The organism is Alsobacter sp. P4_H11 (assembly GCF_056400925.1).
The window spans coordinates 138,003-153,338 of the sequence record NZ_JBFUKI010000008.1 but is presented as its reverse complement, the minus strand read 5'-3'; the positions used below and the strand labels follow the sequence as shown (position 1 = coordinate 153,338).

Below are 15,336 nucleotides of genomic sequence, written 5' to 3'. Positions count from 1 at the left end.
TGCGCGCTAAACGACCTCCCCAACCTTCCCGACAAGCCCCTCCGCTGCCCGAGTGCGCTCCAACTTCTCGCGAGCCTCGTCCGCCTCCCGCTGGCGGTTCCAGAGAGCGGCGTAGAGGCCGTCCTTGGCGAGGAGTTCGGCATGGGGGCCGCGCTCGGCGATCACGCCCTTGTCGAGCACGATGATCTCGTCGGCGTTGATGACCGTGGAGAGGCGGTGCGCGATCACCAGCGTGGTGCGGCCGCGGGAGATGCGCTCCAGCGCGTCCTGGATGTCCTTTTCGGTGAAGCTGTCGAGCGCCGACGTGGCCTCGTCCAGCACCAGGATGGGCGGCCCCTTCAGGATGGTGCGCGCGATCGCGACGCGCTGCTTCTCGCCGCCCGAGAGCTTCAGGCCGCGCTCGCCGACGCTTGTCTCGTAACCCTCCGGCAGCGACTTGATGAAGCCGTCGATCTGGGCCAGCGCGGCGGCCTTGTGGACCTCCTCCTCGCTGGCTTCCCAGCGCCCGTAGCGGACGTTGTACCCGATGGTGTCGTTGAACAGCACCGTATCCTGCGGAACCATGCCGATGGCGGCGCGCAAGCTCTTCTGGGTGACGTCGGCGATGTCCTGGCCGTCGATGGTGATGCGGCCCGATTGCGGCTCGTAGAACCGGAACAGCAACCGCGACAGCGTGGACTTGCCAGCGCCGGACGGGCCGACGATCGCCACCGTCTTGCCGGACGGCACCTCGAAGGTGACGCCGCGCAGGATCGGCCGCTCGGGCACATAGGCGAAGTGGACATCCTCGAAGCGCAGGTCGCCGGACGGCACGGCCAACGGCTTGGCGCCGGGCCGGTCGGCGATCTCGGGCGAGCGGTCGAGGATGTCGAACAGGGCCTCGATGTCGATCACGGCCTGCTTGATCTCGCGATACACCATGCCCATGAAGTTGAGCGGCTGGTAGAGCTGGATCAGCATGGCGTTGATCATCACGAGATCGCCCACCGTGTGGCGGCCCGTGCGGATGCCCGACACCACCATCACCATGCAGACCGTGAGGCCGATCGTAAAGATCACCGCCTGGCCGGCGTTGAGGATGGCGAGCGAGATGTAGGCCTTCACGCTGGCGCGCTCGTAGCGCTCCATGGACTTGTCATAGCGGCTGGCTTCGCGCTCTTCCGAGCCGAAATACTTCACCGTCTCGTAGTTGAGCAGGCTGTCGATCGCCTTGGTGTTCGCGTCCGTGTCGCTCTCGTTCATGGTGCGACGGATGGCGATGCGCCACTCGGTGGCCTTCGTGGTGTAGAACATGTAGGCGGCGATCATCGCCACCGTGACGGCCGCGTAGCGCCAGTCGAACTGGTAGAGCAGGATGCCGAGGATCAGCGCGAACTCGACCACGGTCGGGAAGCCGGTCAGCATCACCATGCGGACGATGGTCTCGATACCGTTGCGCCCGCGCTCCAGCACGCGGGTGAGCCCGCCGGTCTTGCGCTCCAGGTGGAAGCGCAGCGACAGCCGGTGCATGTGCTCGAACACCTCGAAGGCGAGCCGCCGCACGGCGTGCATCGAGACGGTGGCGAACATGGCGTCGCGCCATTGGGTCAGCAGCGCCATCAGCGAGCGCGCCACGCCGTAGATCAGCGTCAGGATGATGGGGGCGGCCGCCAGCGAGGCGATCGGGATGCTGGTGGGCGGGCCATTGGGGCCGGGCGGCACGAGCGCGTCGGTGACCCATTTGAACGTGAACGGCACGCCGACGGTGACGAGCTTGGCGACGAACAGCAGCACCGTCGCCCAGACGATCCGGCGCCGCAGGTCCGCCCTGTCGGACGGCCAGATATAGGGCCAGAGGCCGCGGATCGTTTCGGTGAGCTTGCCTTTGCCGGCAGACACGCGGCCCTGCATGCCCGGACGGGATGCGGAGGCCGCGCCTTGCGCCGGCGGCGGCGACATGACGTTCATTGCAGCAATTCCAAACTGGGTCGCCGCTTATATAGGCCCGTTCGCGCCCGCGTGCACCCTATGCGGGACGGCCCCGGCGGGCGCGGAATTTCGTGCGGACGGGTCGGCGGCGGTTCAGGGCTTCTTGTCGCCCGGGATCACGAACATCTGGCCCGGATAGATCAGGTCAGCGTCGCGGATCTGTGTCTGGTTGGCGTCGTAAATCACGGTGTAGCGCATGCCGCTGCCGTAGCTCTTCTTGCTGATCCGCCACAGGCTGTCGCCGCGCGCCACCAGGGTGGTGCGGATTTCGGGCACGACCACGTTGGCGCTATCCGCGGAGGCAACCTGGGCGGGCTTGCCGCCCTGGGCGGAGGCATCCGTCGCGGTGGATGAGGCGCCCGCTCCGGGAGCGCCGGCCGTCGCCGCAGCGGGCGCCGAAACCGCCGCAACCGCGCCGGCGTTGCCGAGAGACGCCATGCGGGCCGTGTAGTCGAACGGGGCCTCGGCGCGCGACAGAACCTTGGCGTCCACGTCCACGTCGTCGACGCGGACCCGGTAGGCGCCCGGCTCCAGCCCCTTGTTGATGGTGAAGGACCAGCGGCCGTCCGGGCCGGCCTTCGCGGTCGCCAGGAAGGTCTCGTTCAGGTAGAGCCGCACGGCCGCGCCGGGCGCGGCCTGGCCGGTGGCGAAGAGCTTGCCGCCCTCCTCCGCCTCTACGGTGGACAGAAGCACGCGCGACCGCGGGCCGCTCGGCGTCGCGCCTGCGGCGGGCCCGGCCGGCGCGCTCGCGAGTTTGGCGGGCGGGTTTGCGCCGGGCGGGGCGTTGGGGGCCGGGTTGGCGGCCGGCGTGCGTGACAGGATTTCGGTCGGCTTGTCGGGCGCGGTGAGCGCGACCACGACTTCGCCGTTGGGGTTGGTCGGCACCGACACGGTGACGCTCTGCGCCGAGACCTGGCGCTTGCCGTCGGGCGTCGTGATCGCGAGCGTGAGCTCATGCGCGCCGGACTGGAGCTTCGGCGGCGTCATCGCGAACTGGCCGGTGGCGTCGACCTTGACGCGGTCATGCGGCTGGCCGTTGCGCAGCAGCTCGACGGTGGAGCCCGGAACGGCGCGGCCGGCGATCACGGCGTCTCCGCCGGGCTCGACGCGGACGATGTCGAAGGTCGGCGGGGCCGGGATCGCCTGCATGCCGGGTGCCGCGGGCATCGGCGCCTTAATGGGCTCGGACGCCGGGGCAGCGCCAGGAAGCGCTGCGACCTGGCCGGCGGCGGCCGGGGCTTGAGGGGCGGCGGCGCTGGGAGCAGGCGCGGGCTGAGCTGGCGTCACCGGCGTGTTGGCGGTCGGCGCCTGGCCCGCCGGCGGGGCCGGAACGGCGGCCGGCGCATCGGCGTTGCGGGTGAGGTTGGTGGGCAATCCGAACAGCGCGAGCGCTCCCCCCAGGGCTCCGAGCCCGAGGACAAGCGCCACAACCTTGATCCAAACCGCCATCATACCCGTCCTGAACGCACGTCACGCCATAAACCCTAGCAATTCAAAGGCGCTGCGCATAGCGCACAGATGGAGAAGGCGGGTCCGTCGATTGCTCGCATTGACCCTGGGAAAGTGCGGTGCAACATAACCCGATGACCGAGATTACATCGATTTGCGTCTATTGCGGCTCCGGCCACGGCGCCGACCCGGCCTTCTCGCAGGCCGCCACGGATCTGGGCCGCGCCATGGCGGAGGCCGGGATCCGGCTCGTCTACGGCGGCGGCAATGTCGGGCTGATGGGCACGGTGGCGCGCGCGGTGCTGGACCATGGCGGGCATGTCACCGGCATCATCCCGGAATTCCTGCGGGCGCGCGAACTCATGATCGCCGACGCGCAGGAGCTCGTGGTGGTGCCGGACATGCACACTCGCAAGCAGATGATGTTCGACCGCGCGAACGCCTTCGTGGCGCTGCCTGGCGGCGTCGGGACGCTGGAGGAGCTCGTCGAGCAGATGACATGGTCGCAGCTCGGCCAGCATCGCAAGCCGATCCTGGTGGCCGACATCGCGGGCTTCTGGCGGCCGTTCCTGTCGCTGCTGGATCACATGCGCGAGCAAGGCTTCGTGCGCGCCGGGTTCGAGGTGAATTACCTGGTGGCCGAGCGCACGGCCGACATACTGCCCATGCTCCAGGCGGCCGCCGCTGCGGCCCATCCAGACCAGAGCGCCGAGAAGCTCGTCGTCGAGCGCTTCTGAGCCATGGAAAAGGCGGCCGACCTTTCGGCCGACCGCCCTTCTCCCGCCCTCGAAGCGGATGCGAAGCGCTTGTGAGCGGACGCGACGCCGTTACGGCGTGCGGGGTGCGCCGGGCGCGGCCGGGGCGGCGGGAGCCGCCGGGGCGGGCGCAGGCGAGGTCGTGCTGGTGGCCGCGCCGCGATTGGCCGGGGCCGTGTTGTTCATGTCGCCGCCCTCATAGCCGCGCCAAACGAAGAACACGACCGCCACCACGGCGAGGACGCCGATGATCGCGCCGATGACGCCCGTATTGCTCGGCGGACGGCTGTAGGCGCCGGGCGCATCGGTGCGCGGGGCCAGAGTATCGTCCGTCAGCGGGCGGTTGACGTTGTTGGGATCGTAGGTCATTGTTGTCCTCCTAGACACCGTTCGACTTGTTCGATCGTGCCAAGTGAACGCACCCCCCTCGCAATTGTTCCTTATTTTGAGTCACAGCCCGCCCTTCAACTTAGGCGCGCAATTCCCTAAGCTTGAGCTTCACGGCAGGTTGACGGGGCTCTGCTTTGCGGTTGAAGCTGGAGCCGGGCTGAAGGCGCGATAGACGCCACGGGGGACACCATGAAGCATTGGCTGGGGCTGCTGGGCGCAGCCGCACTATCGATCGCAACGCTTTCGGCCGCTGAGGCCGCGCCCAAGGCGAAGGCCGGCGGCGCTCTCAAGATCACGGTCACGAACAAGCGCACGGTCGCGATCACGAGCCTCGGTTTTCTGGCGCCCGGCGCCGAAACGGGCGGCAAGAACCTGCTCAAGAAGCCCCTGCCCTCCGGCAAGAGCATCGTCCTCACGGTGCCGGCCAAGAAGGGCGAATGTGTCTTCGACATCCTGGGCAGCTACGCGGACGAGATCGAGATCTCGGGCTCCGGCATGGACGTCTGCAAGGACAAGACGCTGACGCTGGTGGATTGAGGCGCCGGCAGGCCCACTACGCCGCCTGCCCGGCCCCGCATTTCACGAGGCGGTAGGTGATGCTGTCCACCAGCGCCTGGAACGAGGCGTCGATGATGTTGGCGGACACGCCGACCGTGGTCCAGCGATCGCCCTGGCTGTCGCCGCTCTCGATCAGCACGCGCGTCACCGCGTCCGAGCCGCCCTGGAAGATGCGGACCTTGTAATCCAGGAGCTCCATGTCGGCGATGAAGCGCTGGTATTTGCCGAGATCCTTGCGCAACGCGACGTCGAGCGCGTTCACGGGGCCGTTGCCCTCGGCGGCCGAGATCAGGCTCTCGCCTTCCACGCGCACCTTCACGGTGGCTTCCGAGAAGGTGGTGAGGTCGCCCAGCGCGTTGTAGCGGCGCTCGACGTTCACCTTGAACCGCTCGACGGTGAAGAACTCCGGCACCTCGCCGAGCACGCGCTTGGCCAGCAGGAAGAACGAGGCGTCCGCGCCCTCATAGGCATAGCCCATGGCCTCGCGCTCCTTCACCTCGTCGAGGAGGCGCGACACGCGCGGGTCGTCGCGCTGCACAGCGATGCCAAGCCGCTCCAGCTCGGCCAGCACGTTGGATTTCCCGGCCTGGGTGGAGACGAGCACCAGCCGATGATTGCCCACCGTCTCGGGCGGCACGTGCTCATAGGTGCGCGGGTCCTTCAGCACCGCCGAGGCGTGGATGCCTGCCTTGGTGGCGAAGGCCGAGGCGCCGACATAAGGCGCGTGGCGGTTCGGCGCGCGGTTCAGCAGCTCGTCCAGCGCACGGGACGCCTGGGTGAGCGTCGCCAGGCCCGCATCGTCGACGCCGATCTCGAAACGGTCCGCATAGCCGGGCTTCAGCTTCAGCGTCGGTATCAGCGTCACCAGGTTGGCGTTGCCGCAGCGCTCGCCGAGCCCGTTCAGCGTGCCCTGGATCTGGCGCGCGCCGGCGCGAACGGCCGCGAGCGAGTTCGCCACCGCGTTGCCGGTGTCGTCATGCGCGTGGATGCCGAGATGGTCGCCCGGGATGTGCGCCGCCACCTCGGCGACGATGCGCTCCACCTCGTGCGGCAACGTCCCGCCATTGGTGTCGCACAGCACCACCCAGCGCGCGCCGGCCTCATGGGCCGCCTTGGCGCAGGCGAGCGCGTATTCCGGGTTCGCCTTGTAGCCGTCGAAGAAATGCTCGCAATCCAGCATGGCCTCGCGCCCGGCGGCCCGCGCCGCCGCGATGCTGTCGCGCACGCCCTCGAGGTTCTCGTCCAGCGTGCAGCCGAGCGCGACGTGGACATGGTAATCCCAGCTCTTGGCGACGAAGCAGATCGTGTCGCAGGCGGCGTCCAGCAGCGCCGCGACGCCTGGGTCGTTGGCGGCCGAGCGCCCTGCCCGCTTGGTCATGCCGAAGGCCGTGAACCGGGCGCGCTGCGTGCGCTTCTTGGCGAAGAAGTCCGTATCGAGCGGGTTCGCGCCGGGGTAGCCGCCCTCCACGTAGTCGATCCCGAGCCGGTCCAGCAGCGCGGCGATGTGGATCTTGTCCTCCAGCGAGAAATCAACCCCCGTCGTCTGCGCGCCGTCGCGCAGCGTGGTGTCGAACAACGTGAGTCTCTCGCGGGACATGGGACGGGTCTTTCCGAATTCAGACGAGGTTGTACGCGCGCAAGGTGAAGTAGATCGCAGCGGCGAGAAGCACGATCTTGAGGGCCATTAGCCACCAGAGGCGGCGGAGTGCGAATGGGCTCTTGGCAGGCTCCGTCATGGCCGCGATACCTGGGCCGTCATTGCGAGCGGAGCGAAGCAATCCAGAGAGGGCAAGACGCGAACGCCGCCGGGCATGCGCCCGGAGACCCCTGGATTGCTTCGCTGCGCTCGCGATGACGGGCGGGTCGTCAAACGCGCGCCCTTCTCAACCCCGGAGAAGGGCGCGCGCTGAACGGGACTCACAAGGGCGGCGCAGCGCCCAACGCCACGCCGAAATCCCTCCACCGTCATCCCCGGGCTTGACCCGGGGATCCACGCGCTGGGCTCACGCGTGGATGGCCGGGACAAGCCCGGCCATGACGGCTGAGGATGTTGCAGAGCAAGGCCGCAGCCGGTCCCCTCTCCCGCGAAGCGGGGGAGGGTCAGGGAGGGGGCGTTTGGGCCAGCACGACGCTTTGTCGAGAGCCCGGCGCGCGGCCGCCCCCTCTGTCCACGTTGTGGACATCTCCCCCGCTGCGCGGGAGAGAGTTGGCGCACGGTCGTCACCGCTTGACTTCCCAGGTGGTAGTGGGTTCGCCGGTGGCCGGGTCCTTGCCGTCCTTGAGCTGGATGCCCATGGCGCCGAGTTCGTCGCGGATACGGTCGGACTCGGCGAAGTTCTTGGCGCGGCGGGCTTCGAGGCGGGCGGTGACAAGAGATACAACCCGTTCGTCGAAAACCCGATCGCGCACGTCCTGTACGAGCAGATCGCCAGGATCACCCTCGTGGAAAAGGCCCAGAAGGTCGAGCGATGCGCGGAGTGTCAGCATGAGCGCAGCCCGGGCTTCGTAGGTATCGACCTTCCGAATAGACCGGTGAATGGCATGGAGTGCGGCAATTGCCGCCGGCGTGTTCAGGTCATCTTGAAGAGCGACGACGATGTCGGCGGACGCGCGCCCGCTACTCGGAACGCCCGAGCAATCGCGGCACCACTCGTAGAGCGTGTTCCTCGCGTCAACGAGCCGATCCACGGTCCAGTCGATGGGCTGCCGATAATGGGATCCCAACATAGCCAGCTTCATCACAAGACCGTGCCATCTCTGGCCACCGAAGGTCTTAGTCTCGAGCAGCTCATTGATCGTCACGAAGTTGCCGAGGCTCTTCGACATCTTCTCGCCTTCGACCTGCAGGAAGCCGTTGTGCATCCAGACATTGGCCATGACGCCGTGTCCGAACGCGCAGGTGCTCTGGGCGATCTCGTTTTCGTGGTGCGGGAACACGAGGTCGATGCCGCCGCCGTGGATGTCGAAGACTTCGCCCAGGAAGGCCTGGCTCATGGCCGAGCACTCGATGTGCCAGCCGGGGCGGCCGAGGCCCGGGATGCCGGCGGGCGACGGCCAGCCGGGCTCGCCGGGCGCGGAGGGCTTCCACAAGACGAAGTCGGTCGAGTCGCGCTTGTAAGGCGCCACGTCCACGCGAGCGCCGGCGATCATCTCGTCCAGCGTGCGGTTGGCGAGCGCGCCATAGCGCGGCAGCGGCGAGCCTTGCGCCGCGCCGGCGGCGTCCATGGCGGCGGGCGAGAACAGCACGTGCCCTTCGGCCACATACGCGAAGCCGCCCGCGACGAGGCGCTCGATGATCGCCTTCATGCCGTCGATGTGCTCGGTGGCGCGCGGCTCGTGGGTGGGCTCCAGCACGCCCAGCGCCTTGATGTCGACGTGGAACTGCGCGGCGGTCGCCTCCGTGACCTTGCGGATCGCCTCGTTGAGCGGCAGGTCCGGATAGTCGCGCGCGGCGCGGTCGTTGATCTTGTCGTCCACGTCCGTGATGTTGCGAACATAGGTGACGTGATCCGCCCCGTAGACGTGCCGCAGCAGCCGGAACAGCACGTCGAACACGATCACCGGGCGGGCGTTGCCGATATGCGCGTAGTCGTAGACGGTTGGGCCGCAGACATACATCCGCACATTCGCCGGATCGATCGGGGCGAACTCTTCCTTGCGGCGGGTCAGCGTGTTGTAGAGCTTGAGCGACATGCGGTTCCACCCTCGCCAGTCCGGCTGGGGCATCCGCTCCGAGTTGTCACACAAAGACGGCTCCAGCCAGCGATGACGCTAGCTGCAAATGTTCACGAACGGGATAACGGTCGTCTGAGCCATGATGGCCGCACCATGATGTGCCGCCCCGGTTCCGTCAAGCCGACTTTGGCGGGGTAAACGGCCAAGCAACGTCCCAGGTCAAGAAGCTCCTCAAGGAAAGAAACTGTGCGTCTTTCGCCACACCTCCCGCCGGGTTTGCGGCCAAAGCATGAATGGCGCTCGCCCGCATTGCCCGGCCGGGCGCGGATCAGCTAAGTCCCGCCTCGTTCGGTTTCGGTAACCACCTTCTTTGTGCGCCCGCACACAGCCAGGAACCCGGGGCCCGTTAACGTGATTGATACCGGCGAAGAGGCACTCTCAAAACCTCGTTAGCCCCCCAGCTTTCCCCGAGACCACGCACATGTCGTTCCGCGGTACCCTCTCGCTCGCCCTTGTCGCCGCCACCCTCGCGGGCTCAGGCCTGACCGGCTTTTCGATGATGACGCGCCCGGCTGCAGCGCAGGGCGAGAAGTCGTTCCTGATTCCGGCGAACGACGGCTACGGGGTGGCCGACTGCCTGGCATCCGGCGGATCGTGCGGCAACATCGTCGCGAATGCGTGGTGCGAGGCGCATGGGCTGGGCAAGGCCGCGCAGTTCGGGCCGGTCGACCCGTCCGACGTGACGGCTTCAATCGAAACCACCAAGGTGGGCGCCTCCGCCAAGGCCTACTCGGTCACCTGCGCGGAGTAACGCGGTCTAAAAGCCTGGAGACCCGTCGAAGAGCAGGCTGCGTTCAAGACCAGCTCACTTGGCGGATCTCCCGCGCCGGCACGCCGGCGGCGAGCATCCCGGGCGCAATATCCTTGACGACAACGGAGCCTGCCGCGATCACGGCTCCCTGCCCGATGGTGACTCCCTTCAGGATCGTCACGTTCATTCCAATCCAGACGTGATCCTCGACGACGATCGGCTTCGTCATCGTTGGCCGGTCGTGGATCTGATGATTGTCGGAATCGCGAATAGTGACGTTCTCGGCGATGAACACGCCGTCGCCAATCGACACCGATTCAAACACGTGCAGCATCAGCCCCGCATTTGCGTAGCCGTCCGCCAGGCGAAGCGTGGCGCCGTCATTCACGGTTACGACGCTGTTCTCAAAAATCCTGAAGGCGCCGTTCAGTTCGAGCACCCCGTTCTTCGCCACGTAGCAAAGGCTGGGACGTCGCAACGTTTCCGGCCACGTATAACCGACGAGCAGGAGGCCTCTGCCACTGAGCCTGCCGCGCAGGCGGACCTTCGCGTTCCAGCACCCCAGCAGGCGCAGCGAACGCGTCCGCAGAATCAGGAACGGCGCGGAGAACCACGATATCTGCCGCAGGGTTTCGAGCGTGATCTTCACGTCGATGCTTTCGGCGCTGGCACGATCGACTCCGGCTCACAGAGTTGGCGACCCGGCCAAGGTCCACGGTCGGAGCTTACTTGTCGACCCAGTCCGCGCATTTCGGCGCATCCGTGGACGCGCCCCACGGCATGATCGGAACCGCCGAGGTGGAATTCTGCGGCGATCCTTCGATCAGGCGGTCCGTGTAAACCAAGTAGACCAGCGTGTTGCGCTTGGCGTCGCAACCGCGGACGATCTGCATCTTCTTGAAGATCAGCGAGCGCGACTGGCGAAACACGACGCTGCCCTGCTCGAATTTCTCCTTGAACGAGATCGGCCCAACCTGCCTGCACGCGAGGGACACTTCGGACCGCTCCTCGGCGACGCCGAACATGCCCTTCACGCCGCCGCGCTCCGGCACCGTGTAGAAACACGCCACGCCCGCGACGCCCGGGTCGTCGAGCGCATAAGTGGCGAGCTTGTCGTCCGGCGTCAGCATCTTCCAGACGGTCGATTTTTTCATCACGACTTCGGGCTCCTGCGCGTGTGCGCCGGTCGCGCCCAACAGGGCCGCACAGGCCAGAACGGGCGCAACGCGTCCCAGCGCTGCGCCGCAAGCCTGCGCTGCGCGCCCAAAACCCGTTGCGTGTCGCCGTAGCCGTGTGGTGATCATCGATCGTCGTCCTCCTGAGCCCCTCATATGGGGTCGATCCGCGGAGTTTGAAGGATCCCGGCCCGAACCGCGCTGCGGGTCCGCGGCTTTGGCAATGCACGCCTCCCGAAACAAATACAATCTGTGATTGCTTTAAGTCTTTTGGAACTTGAAAGTTGTAGGTCTGAGCATCCCGCTGGTTTGCTCCTTCATGAAAAAACGCGCCAAGCAGTTCTTCGACATCCGGTTCGCCCTGAGTTCAGGCTTCGTGCTGGGACTCGTGATGATCGGGCTGATCTGGGCCGGGTTGTCGTTTCACTTGAGCGAGGCGCGCGACCACGCGCTGAAAGGCGCCGAGCAGAACCTGTCCAACCTGGCGAGGACCTTCGAGGAGCATACCGTCCGCTCCATCCAGGAGGTCGACAAGACGCTGCTGCTGCTGCGCACCGCGTATGAGCTGGATCCGGACGGCTTCGATCTCGGCTCCTTCACGTCCAACCCGTATTTCCTCGACAATTTGACCCTGCAGGTCGCGATGATCGGGCGGGACGGCATGATGCTGGCCACCAATCTCGGCAAGACCGCCACGCCGGTCGACCTTCGCGACCGGGAGCATTTCCGGGTTCATCAGCAGCGCGCCGAGGACGAACTGTTCATCAGCAAGCCGGTGCTGGGGCGCGCGTCGGGCAAGTGGTCCGTGCAGCTCACGCGCCGGCTCAGCGGGCCGGGCGGCGAGTTTGCGGGCGTTCTCGTGGCCTCGCTGGATCCACGGCATTTTTCGCGCTTTTACGAGGCGATCGACCTTGGCCCGGGCGGCGGCATCACGCTGGTCGGAACGGACGGCGTCGTGCGGGCGCTTGGCGGCGACATCGGCGAGCCGGTCGGCCGCTCCGTGTTGGCCGGCCCGCTGTTTGCGGCGCTCGCGAAGAATGGAAACGGCGGCTACCAGGCCGAAGGACCGGCGGACGGCGCGGCGCGCCTGACCGCCTACCGCACCGTGCGCGGCTATCCGCTGGTGGTCGCGGTGTCGATGGCGGCCCGGCGCGTCTTCGCGCAGCCCGATCACGACCGGGCGCGCTACACCGCCATCGCGGCGCTGATGACGATGTTCGTGCTGGCCGGCATGCTGCTGGGCGTCCGGCATCACCGCCGGCTCGCCGGCTCCCAGGCCGCGCGGCAGGAGAGCGAGGCGCTCGCGATCCGCAAGTCGCGCGAGCTCGAGGCCACGCTCGAGCACATGAGCCAGGGCATCATGATGATCGACGCCGGCCGCGAGGTGGCGGTGCTCAACCGCAAGGCCGTGGATCTGCTGGGCCTGCCCGAAGACCTGGCTCTCGGCCGGCCGCGCTTCGACGACATCCTGCGCTGGCAGGAGGCCGCCGGCGAGTTCAACAGCGACCCCGAAGTCCGCGATTTCGTCGCCAACGGCGGCATCGGGGATGTGGGGCGGTTTTACCAGCGCACGCGCCCGAACGGGACCGTGCTCGAGGTGCGCAGCGTGGCGCTCGCGGACGGGCGCGTCGTGCGCACGTACACGGACGTGAGCGCGCGCGCCCGCGCGGAGGCCGAGCTCGCGGCCGCGCTGGACCGCGCGGAGGCGGCCTCCCGCGCCCGCGGCATGTTCCTCGCCATGATGAGCCACGAGATGCGGACGCCGTTGAACGGGGTGATCGGGATGGCGAGCCTGCTTGGCGGGACGCGGCTCGACGCCGAGCAGCGGCGCTATGCGGCGACGCTGCGGGAATCGGCCGAGCACCTGCTGCAGATCATCAACGACGTGCTCGACCTCTCCAAGCTGGAGGCCGACAGGCTGGAGCTGCGCAACGAGCGCTTCGATCTGCGCAGGCTCGCGGACGGGGTGCTCGAAATCCTGGCGCCGGCCGCCAACGAGAAGGGCCTGCGGCTGGAAACCGACCTGGACCCGGCCGCGCCGCGCTGGGTCGAGGGCGATCCCTCGGTGCTGCGCCAGATCCTGCTCAACCTTGCCGGGAACGCCGTGAAGTTCACCGACAAGGGCTCGGTGACGATCCGCATTGCGCTGGACGACGCCACCGGGGACGACGCTCCCGGCGAGGGCGACGCCGTCGAGCGCCCCGTGCGCCTCTCATTCGCGGTGGAGGACACCGGGATCGGCATCGCGGAAGAAAACCTGCCGCTGCTGTTTCGCGAATTCTCGCAAGTGGACGGAGGATCGGCGCGGCGTTTCGGAGGAACCGGGCTCGGGCTCGCGATCTGCCGCAAGCTCGTGGCGCGCATGGGCGGTTCGATCGACGTGCAGAGCCGCCACGGGGTGGGCAGCCGCTTCCACTTCACGGCCCGGTTCGGGGCCGCCGAACAGGAGATGGGCGCGCCCGACGCGCCAGAGGACGACGGGCGCTTTGGTGAGACGGAGGCCGCGGCGGCCGGCCCGCCCCTGCGCATTCTCCTGGCCGAGGACAACCGCACGAACCGGCTGGTGATCGGGACCCTGCTGGAGAAGCTCGGCCACCACGTCCGCGCGGTGGAGGACGGGGCGTTGGCCGTGGAGGCCGTCCAGACGGCGCCTTACGACCTCGTGCTCATGGACGTGATGATGCCCGAAATGGACGGGCTGGAGGCGACCCGCGCCATCCGAGCTTTGCCGAGCCCCTGCGCGTCGGTGCCGATCGTCGGCCTCACCGCCAACGCCCTGCCGGAGAACGCCGCCGCCGGACGGGCCGCCGGGATGAACGCCTTTGCGACCAAGCCGATCACCGGCCGACGTCTCGGCGAACTCATCCGCGAGTTCGGCGCCATCCACGGCAAGCCGGCCGAAGCTGAGGCGCAAGCCGTCCAGGAGGGCGCGGTCCTCGACCAGGGCACGCTGGACCGTTTCATCGCCGACATCGGGGCCACGACCGCGGACGACATCGTCCGGGTGTTTCTGCACGACACGCAGGAGCGGATCGCCGCAATGCCGGCGCATGCGGCGGATCGCGCGCCGCTGGTGCGTGACGCGCACTCCATCAAAAGCGCCGCCGCAACGCTCGGGCTTATGGCGATGTGCGACGCGGCGGCCCGGCTGGAGGCGCAGGCGTCGTCCATGAGCCCCGACGCGCTGGCCTCCTCCATCGACGATCTCGGCCGCGCTTTCCTGGACGCGAAGCGCGCCCTCCCCGAAACCTTGAAGGCGGCCTGATCCCGCATGACACACAGCTCTCCTTCCCGCGCAAACGGTCGCGGCGCCGCCCTGGTGATCGACGACGACGCGATGCAGCGCATGCTGATCAGCTCGGTCGCGAAAGCCGCGCATTACCGCACTGATGCGGTCGGCTCGGTGGCCGACGCGCTCGACGCCCTGAACGAAGCGGACTACGCGGTGGTGATCGTGGACCTGTCGCTGGGCGAGCGCGACGGCGTGGAGGCGATCCGCCACATCGCCGGAACGGGAAAGCGCCCTGCCCTGCTCGTCGTGTCGGGGCTCGACGCCCGCATCCGCGATTCAGCAATCAGGCTTGGGCAGACCTTGGGATTGGCGACGCTCGGCAACCTCGAAAAGCCCATCGACATCGCGCGGCTACGTGCTTGCCTCGACGCCGAGCTGCCGGACCCGCTGGAGCCCGGCTTTTCGCCGCGTGAAGCCACGATCGAGCCGGCGCACCTGGCGGAGGCGATCAGGCGAGGCGAGATCCGGCCGTACTACCAGCCGAAGATCGATCTCGCGACCGGCCTCATCTCGGGCGTGGAAGCTTTGGCGAGATGGTCCGGCCCGATCTACGGGTCGGTGTCGCCGGTGGTGTTCATCCCGCTGATCGAGCGCTACGGCCTCGCCCCCGCCCTGACCCGCAGCATTCTTCGCCAGAGCGTCGATGACGCAGCCAACTGGACGCGGCGCTTCGGCCGGGTCGGCGTTGCGGTGAACGTTCCGGCCGCGGCGCTGACCGACCTCGCCTTCCCGGATCTGGTGGAGGAAACGCTCGCGACCGCCGGGCTTTCGCCGACTTATCTGACCCTGGAGGTGACAGAATCGGTGGCGCTTAGCGACGATCGGACCGTGGGCGACGTGCTGACCCGGCTGCGCATTAAGGGCGTCCAGCTCTCGCTGGATGATTTCGGCACCGGCTATGCGTCGCTTTCATCGCTGCTGCGGATGCCGTTCGGGGAACTGAAGATCGACAGGTCCTTCGTCCAGGCGGCCGACGCGGACTCGCACGCCTGGAAGATCGTGCGCGCCACGCTGTCGCTCGCCCGGGAATTCGAGATGACCACCGTCGCGGAGGGCATCGAGACTGAGCCGGTCGCCACCATGCTCCGGCAGGCGCGCTGCGACACCGCGCAGGGATTCCTGTTCGCCAGGCCCAAGCCGTTGAACCGCCTGCTGGAACGGATCGCGCTCGAACGCCCGGCCGGCTCCGTGGAACCCGTTCCGGTGGATCCATATTTTCGGCGTCATTGACCTTCTTATGCTGGTCGTCCAACCATCGGGGCG

The 15,336-nt window shown here is 67.7% G+C and carries 12 protein-coding genes; 5 read left to right on the top strand and 7 right to left on the bottom strand.

The genetic code is table 11. The annotated features are described in order from the left end of the window. Window positions 1-6 precede the first annotated feature (6 nt). Together AC1DSZ_RS15840 and AC1DSZ_RS15835 are read right to left on the bottom strand one after the other, a co-directional pair. Window positions 7-1,938, bottom strand: a complete 1,932-nt coding sequence (locus AC1DSZ_RS15840; protein ID WP_476839443.1) for an ABCB family ABC transporter ATP-binding protein/permease — start codon at window positions 1,936-1,938, stop codon at window positions 7-9. Window positions 1,939-2,061: 123 nt separating this feature from the next. Then, the gene (locus tag AC1DSZ_RS15835) at window positions 2,062-3,417 is read right to left on the bottom strand and encodes a LysM peptidoglycan-binding domain-containing protein (protein ID WP_476839307.1); all 1,356 of its coding nucleotides are present in this window, start codon (window positions 3,415-3,417) and stop codon (window positions 2,062-2,064) included. 134 nt (window positions 3,418-3,551) lie between these two features. On the opposite strand from AC1DSZ_RS15835, the gene AC1DSZ_RS15830 reads away from it, so the two are divergent. Next, window positions 3,552-4,154 carry an LOG family protein gene (locus tag AC1DSZ_RS15830; RefSeq protein WP_476839306.1) on the top strand — a complete coding sequence of 201 codons (603 nt, stop codon included), beginning with the start codon at window positions 3,552-3,554 and terminating at the stop codon, window positions 4,152-4,154. Between the two features lie 90 nt (window positions 4,155-4,244). On the opposite strand, the gene AC1DSZ_RS15825 is transcribed toward AC1DSZ_RS15830, so the two are convergent. Beyond that, window positions 4,245-4,541 (bottom strand): hypothetical protein, encoded by a 297-nt coding sequence (locus tag AC1DSZ_RS15825; protein WP_476839305.1) that lies wholly within the window; start codon window positions 4,539-4,541, stop codon window positions 4,245-4,247. A gap of 210 nt (window positions 4,542-4,751) precedes the next feature. Between AC1DSZ_RS15825 and AC1DSZ_RS15820 the strand changes: the two genes are divergently transcribed. Next, window positions 4,752-5,099 (top strand): hypothetical protein, encoded by a 348-nt coding sequence (locus tag AC1DSZ_RS15820; protein WP_476839304.1) that lies wholly within the window; start codon window positions 4,752-4,754, stop codon window positions 5,097-5,099. 16 nt (window positions 5,100-5,115) lie between these two features. Here the strand turns inward: AC1DSZ_RS15820 and cimA are convergent, their stop codons facing one another. Together cimA and cysS are read right to left on the bottom strand one after the other, a co-directional pair. Further along, window positions 5,116-6,717, bottom strand: coding sequence for a citramalate synthase (cimA, locus tag AC1DSZ_RS15815; protein ID WP_476839303.1), 1,602 nt, complete (start codon window positions 6,715-6,717; stop codon window positions 5,116-5,118). A 623-nt stretch (window positions 6,718-7,340) separates the two neighbouring features. Beyond that, on the bottom strand, window positions 7,341-8,813 hold the full coding sequence (cysS, locus tag AC1DSZ_RS15810) for a cysteine--tRNA ligase (protein ID WP_476839302.1): 1,473 nt from the start codon (window positions 8,811-8,813) through the stop codon (window positions 7,341-7,343). Window positions 8,814-9,276: 463 nt separating this feature from the next. Between cysS and AC1DSZ_RS15805 the strand changes: the two genes are divergently transcribed. After that, on the top strand, window positions 9,277-9,606 hold the full coding sequence (locus tag AC1DSZ_RS15805) for a hypothetical protein (protein WP_476839301.1): 330 nt from the start codon (window positions 9,277-9,279) through the stop codon (window positions 9,604-9,606). 43 nt (window positions 9,607-9,649) lie between these two features. Here the strand turns inward: AC1DSZ_RS15805 and AC1DSZ_RS15800 are convergent, their stop codons facing one another. After that, window positions 9,650-9,835: a DapH/DapD/GlmU-related protein gene (locus AC1DSZ_RS15800; protein ID WP_476839442.1), complete on the bottom strand. Its 186-nt coding sequence runs from the start codon at window positions 9,833-9,835 to the stop codon at window positions 9,650-9,652. Window positions 9,836-10,331: 496 nt separating this feature from the next. Then, window positions 10,332-10,910 (bottom strand): CreA family protein, encoded by a 579-nt coding sequence (locus AC1DSZ_RS15795; protein ID WP_476839300.1) that lies wholly within the window; start codon window positions 10,908-10,910, stop codon window positions 10,332-10,334. Between the two features lie 190 nt (window positions 10,911-11,100). On the opposite strand from AC1DSZ_RS15795, the gene AC1DSZ_RS15790 reads away from it, so the two are divergent. After that, window positions 11,101-14,046, top strand: coding sequence for an ATP-binding protein (locus tag AC1DSZ_RS15790; RefSeq protein WP_476839299.1), 2,946 nt, complete (start codon window positions 11,101-11,103; stop codon window positions 14,044-14,046). A 6-nt stretch (window positions 14,047-14,052) separates the two neighbouring features. Further along, window positions 14,053-15,303 carry an EAL domain-containing response regulator gene (locus AC1DSZ_RS15785; RefSeq protein ID WP_476839298.1) on the top strand — a complete coding sequence of 417 codons (1,251 nt, stop codon included), beginning with the start codon at window positions 14,053-14,055 and terminating at the stop codon, window positions 15,301-15,303. Window positions 15,304-15,336: the final 33 nt, after the last annotated feature.

Bases quoted from the DNA above. Each gene is read 5' to 3' on its own strand.
- AC1DSZ_RS15840 (WP_476839443.1), bottom strand. From the start codon at position 1,938: ATGTCGCCGCCGCCGGCGCAAGGCGCGGCCTCCGCATCCCGTCCGGGC.
- AC1DSZ_RS15835 (WP_476839307.1), bottom strand. From the start codon at position 3,417: ATGGCGGTTTGGATCAAGGTTGTGGCGCTTGTCCTCGGGCTCGGAGCC.
- AC1DSZ_RS15830 (WP_476839306.1), top strand. From the start codon at position 3,552: ATGACCGAGATTACATCGATTTGCGTCTATTGCGGCTCCGGCCACGGC.
- AC1DSZ_RS15825 (WP_476839305.1), bottom strand. From the start codon at position 4,541: ATGACCTACGATCCCAACAACGTCAACCGCCCGCTGACGGACGATACT.
- AC1DSZ_RS15820 (WP_476839304.1), top strand. From the start codon at position 4,752: ATGAAGCATTGGCTGGGGCTGCTGGGCGCAGCCGCACTATCGATCGCA.
- cimA (WP_476839303.1), bottom strand. From the start codon at position 6,717: ATGTCCCGCGAGAGACTCACGTTGTTCGACACCACGCTGCGCGACGGC.
- cysS (WP_476839302.1), bottom strand. From the start codon at position 8,813: ATGTCGCTCAAGCTCTACAACACGCTGACCCGCCGCAAGGAAGAGTTC.
- AC1DSZ_RS15805 (WP_476839301.1), top strand. From the start codon at position 9,277: ATGTCGTTCCGCGGTACCCTCTCGCTCGCCCTTGTCGCCGCCACCCTC.
- AC1DSZ_RS15800 (WP_476839442.1), bottom strand. From the start codon at position 9,835: ATGACGAAGCCGATCGTCGTCGAGGATCACGTCTGGATTGGAATGAAC.
- AC1DSZ_RS15795 (WP_476839300.1), bottom strand. From the start codon at position 10,910: ATGATCACCACACGGCTACGGCGACACGCAACGGGTTTTGGGCGCGCA.
- AC1DSZ_RS15790 (WP_476839299.1), top strand. From the start codon at position 11,101: ATGAAAAAACGCGCCAAGCAGTTCTTCGACATCCGGTTCGCCCTGAGT.
- AC1DSZ_RS15785 (WP_476839298.1), top strand. From the start codon at position 14,053: ATGACACACAGCTCTCCTTCCCGCGCAAACGGTCGCGGCGCCGCCCTG.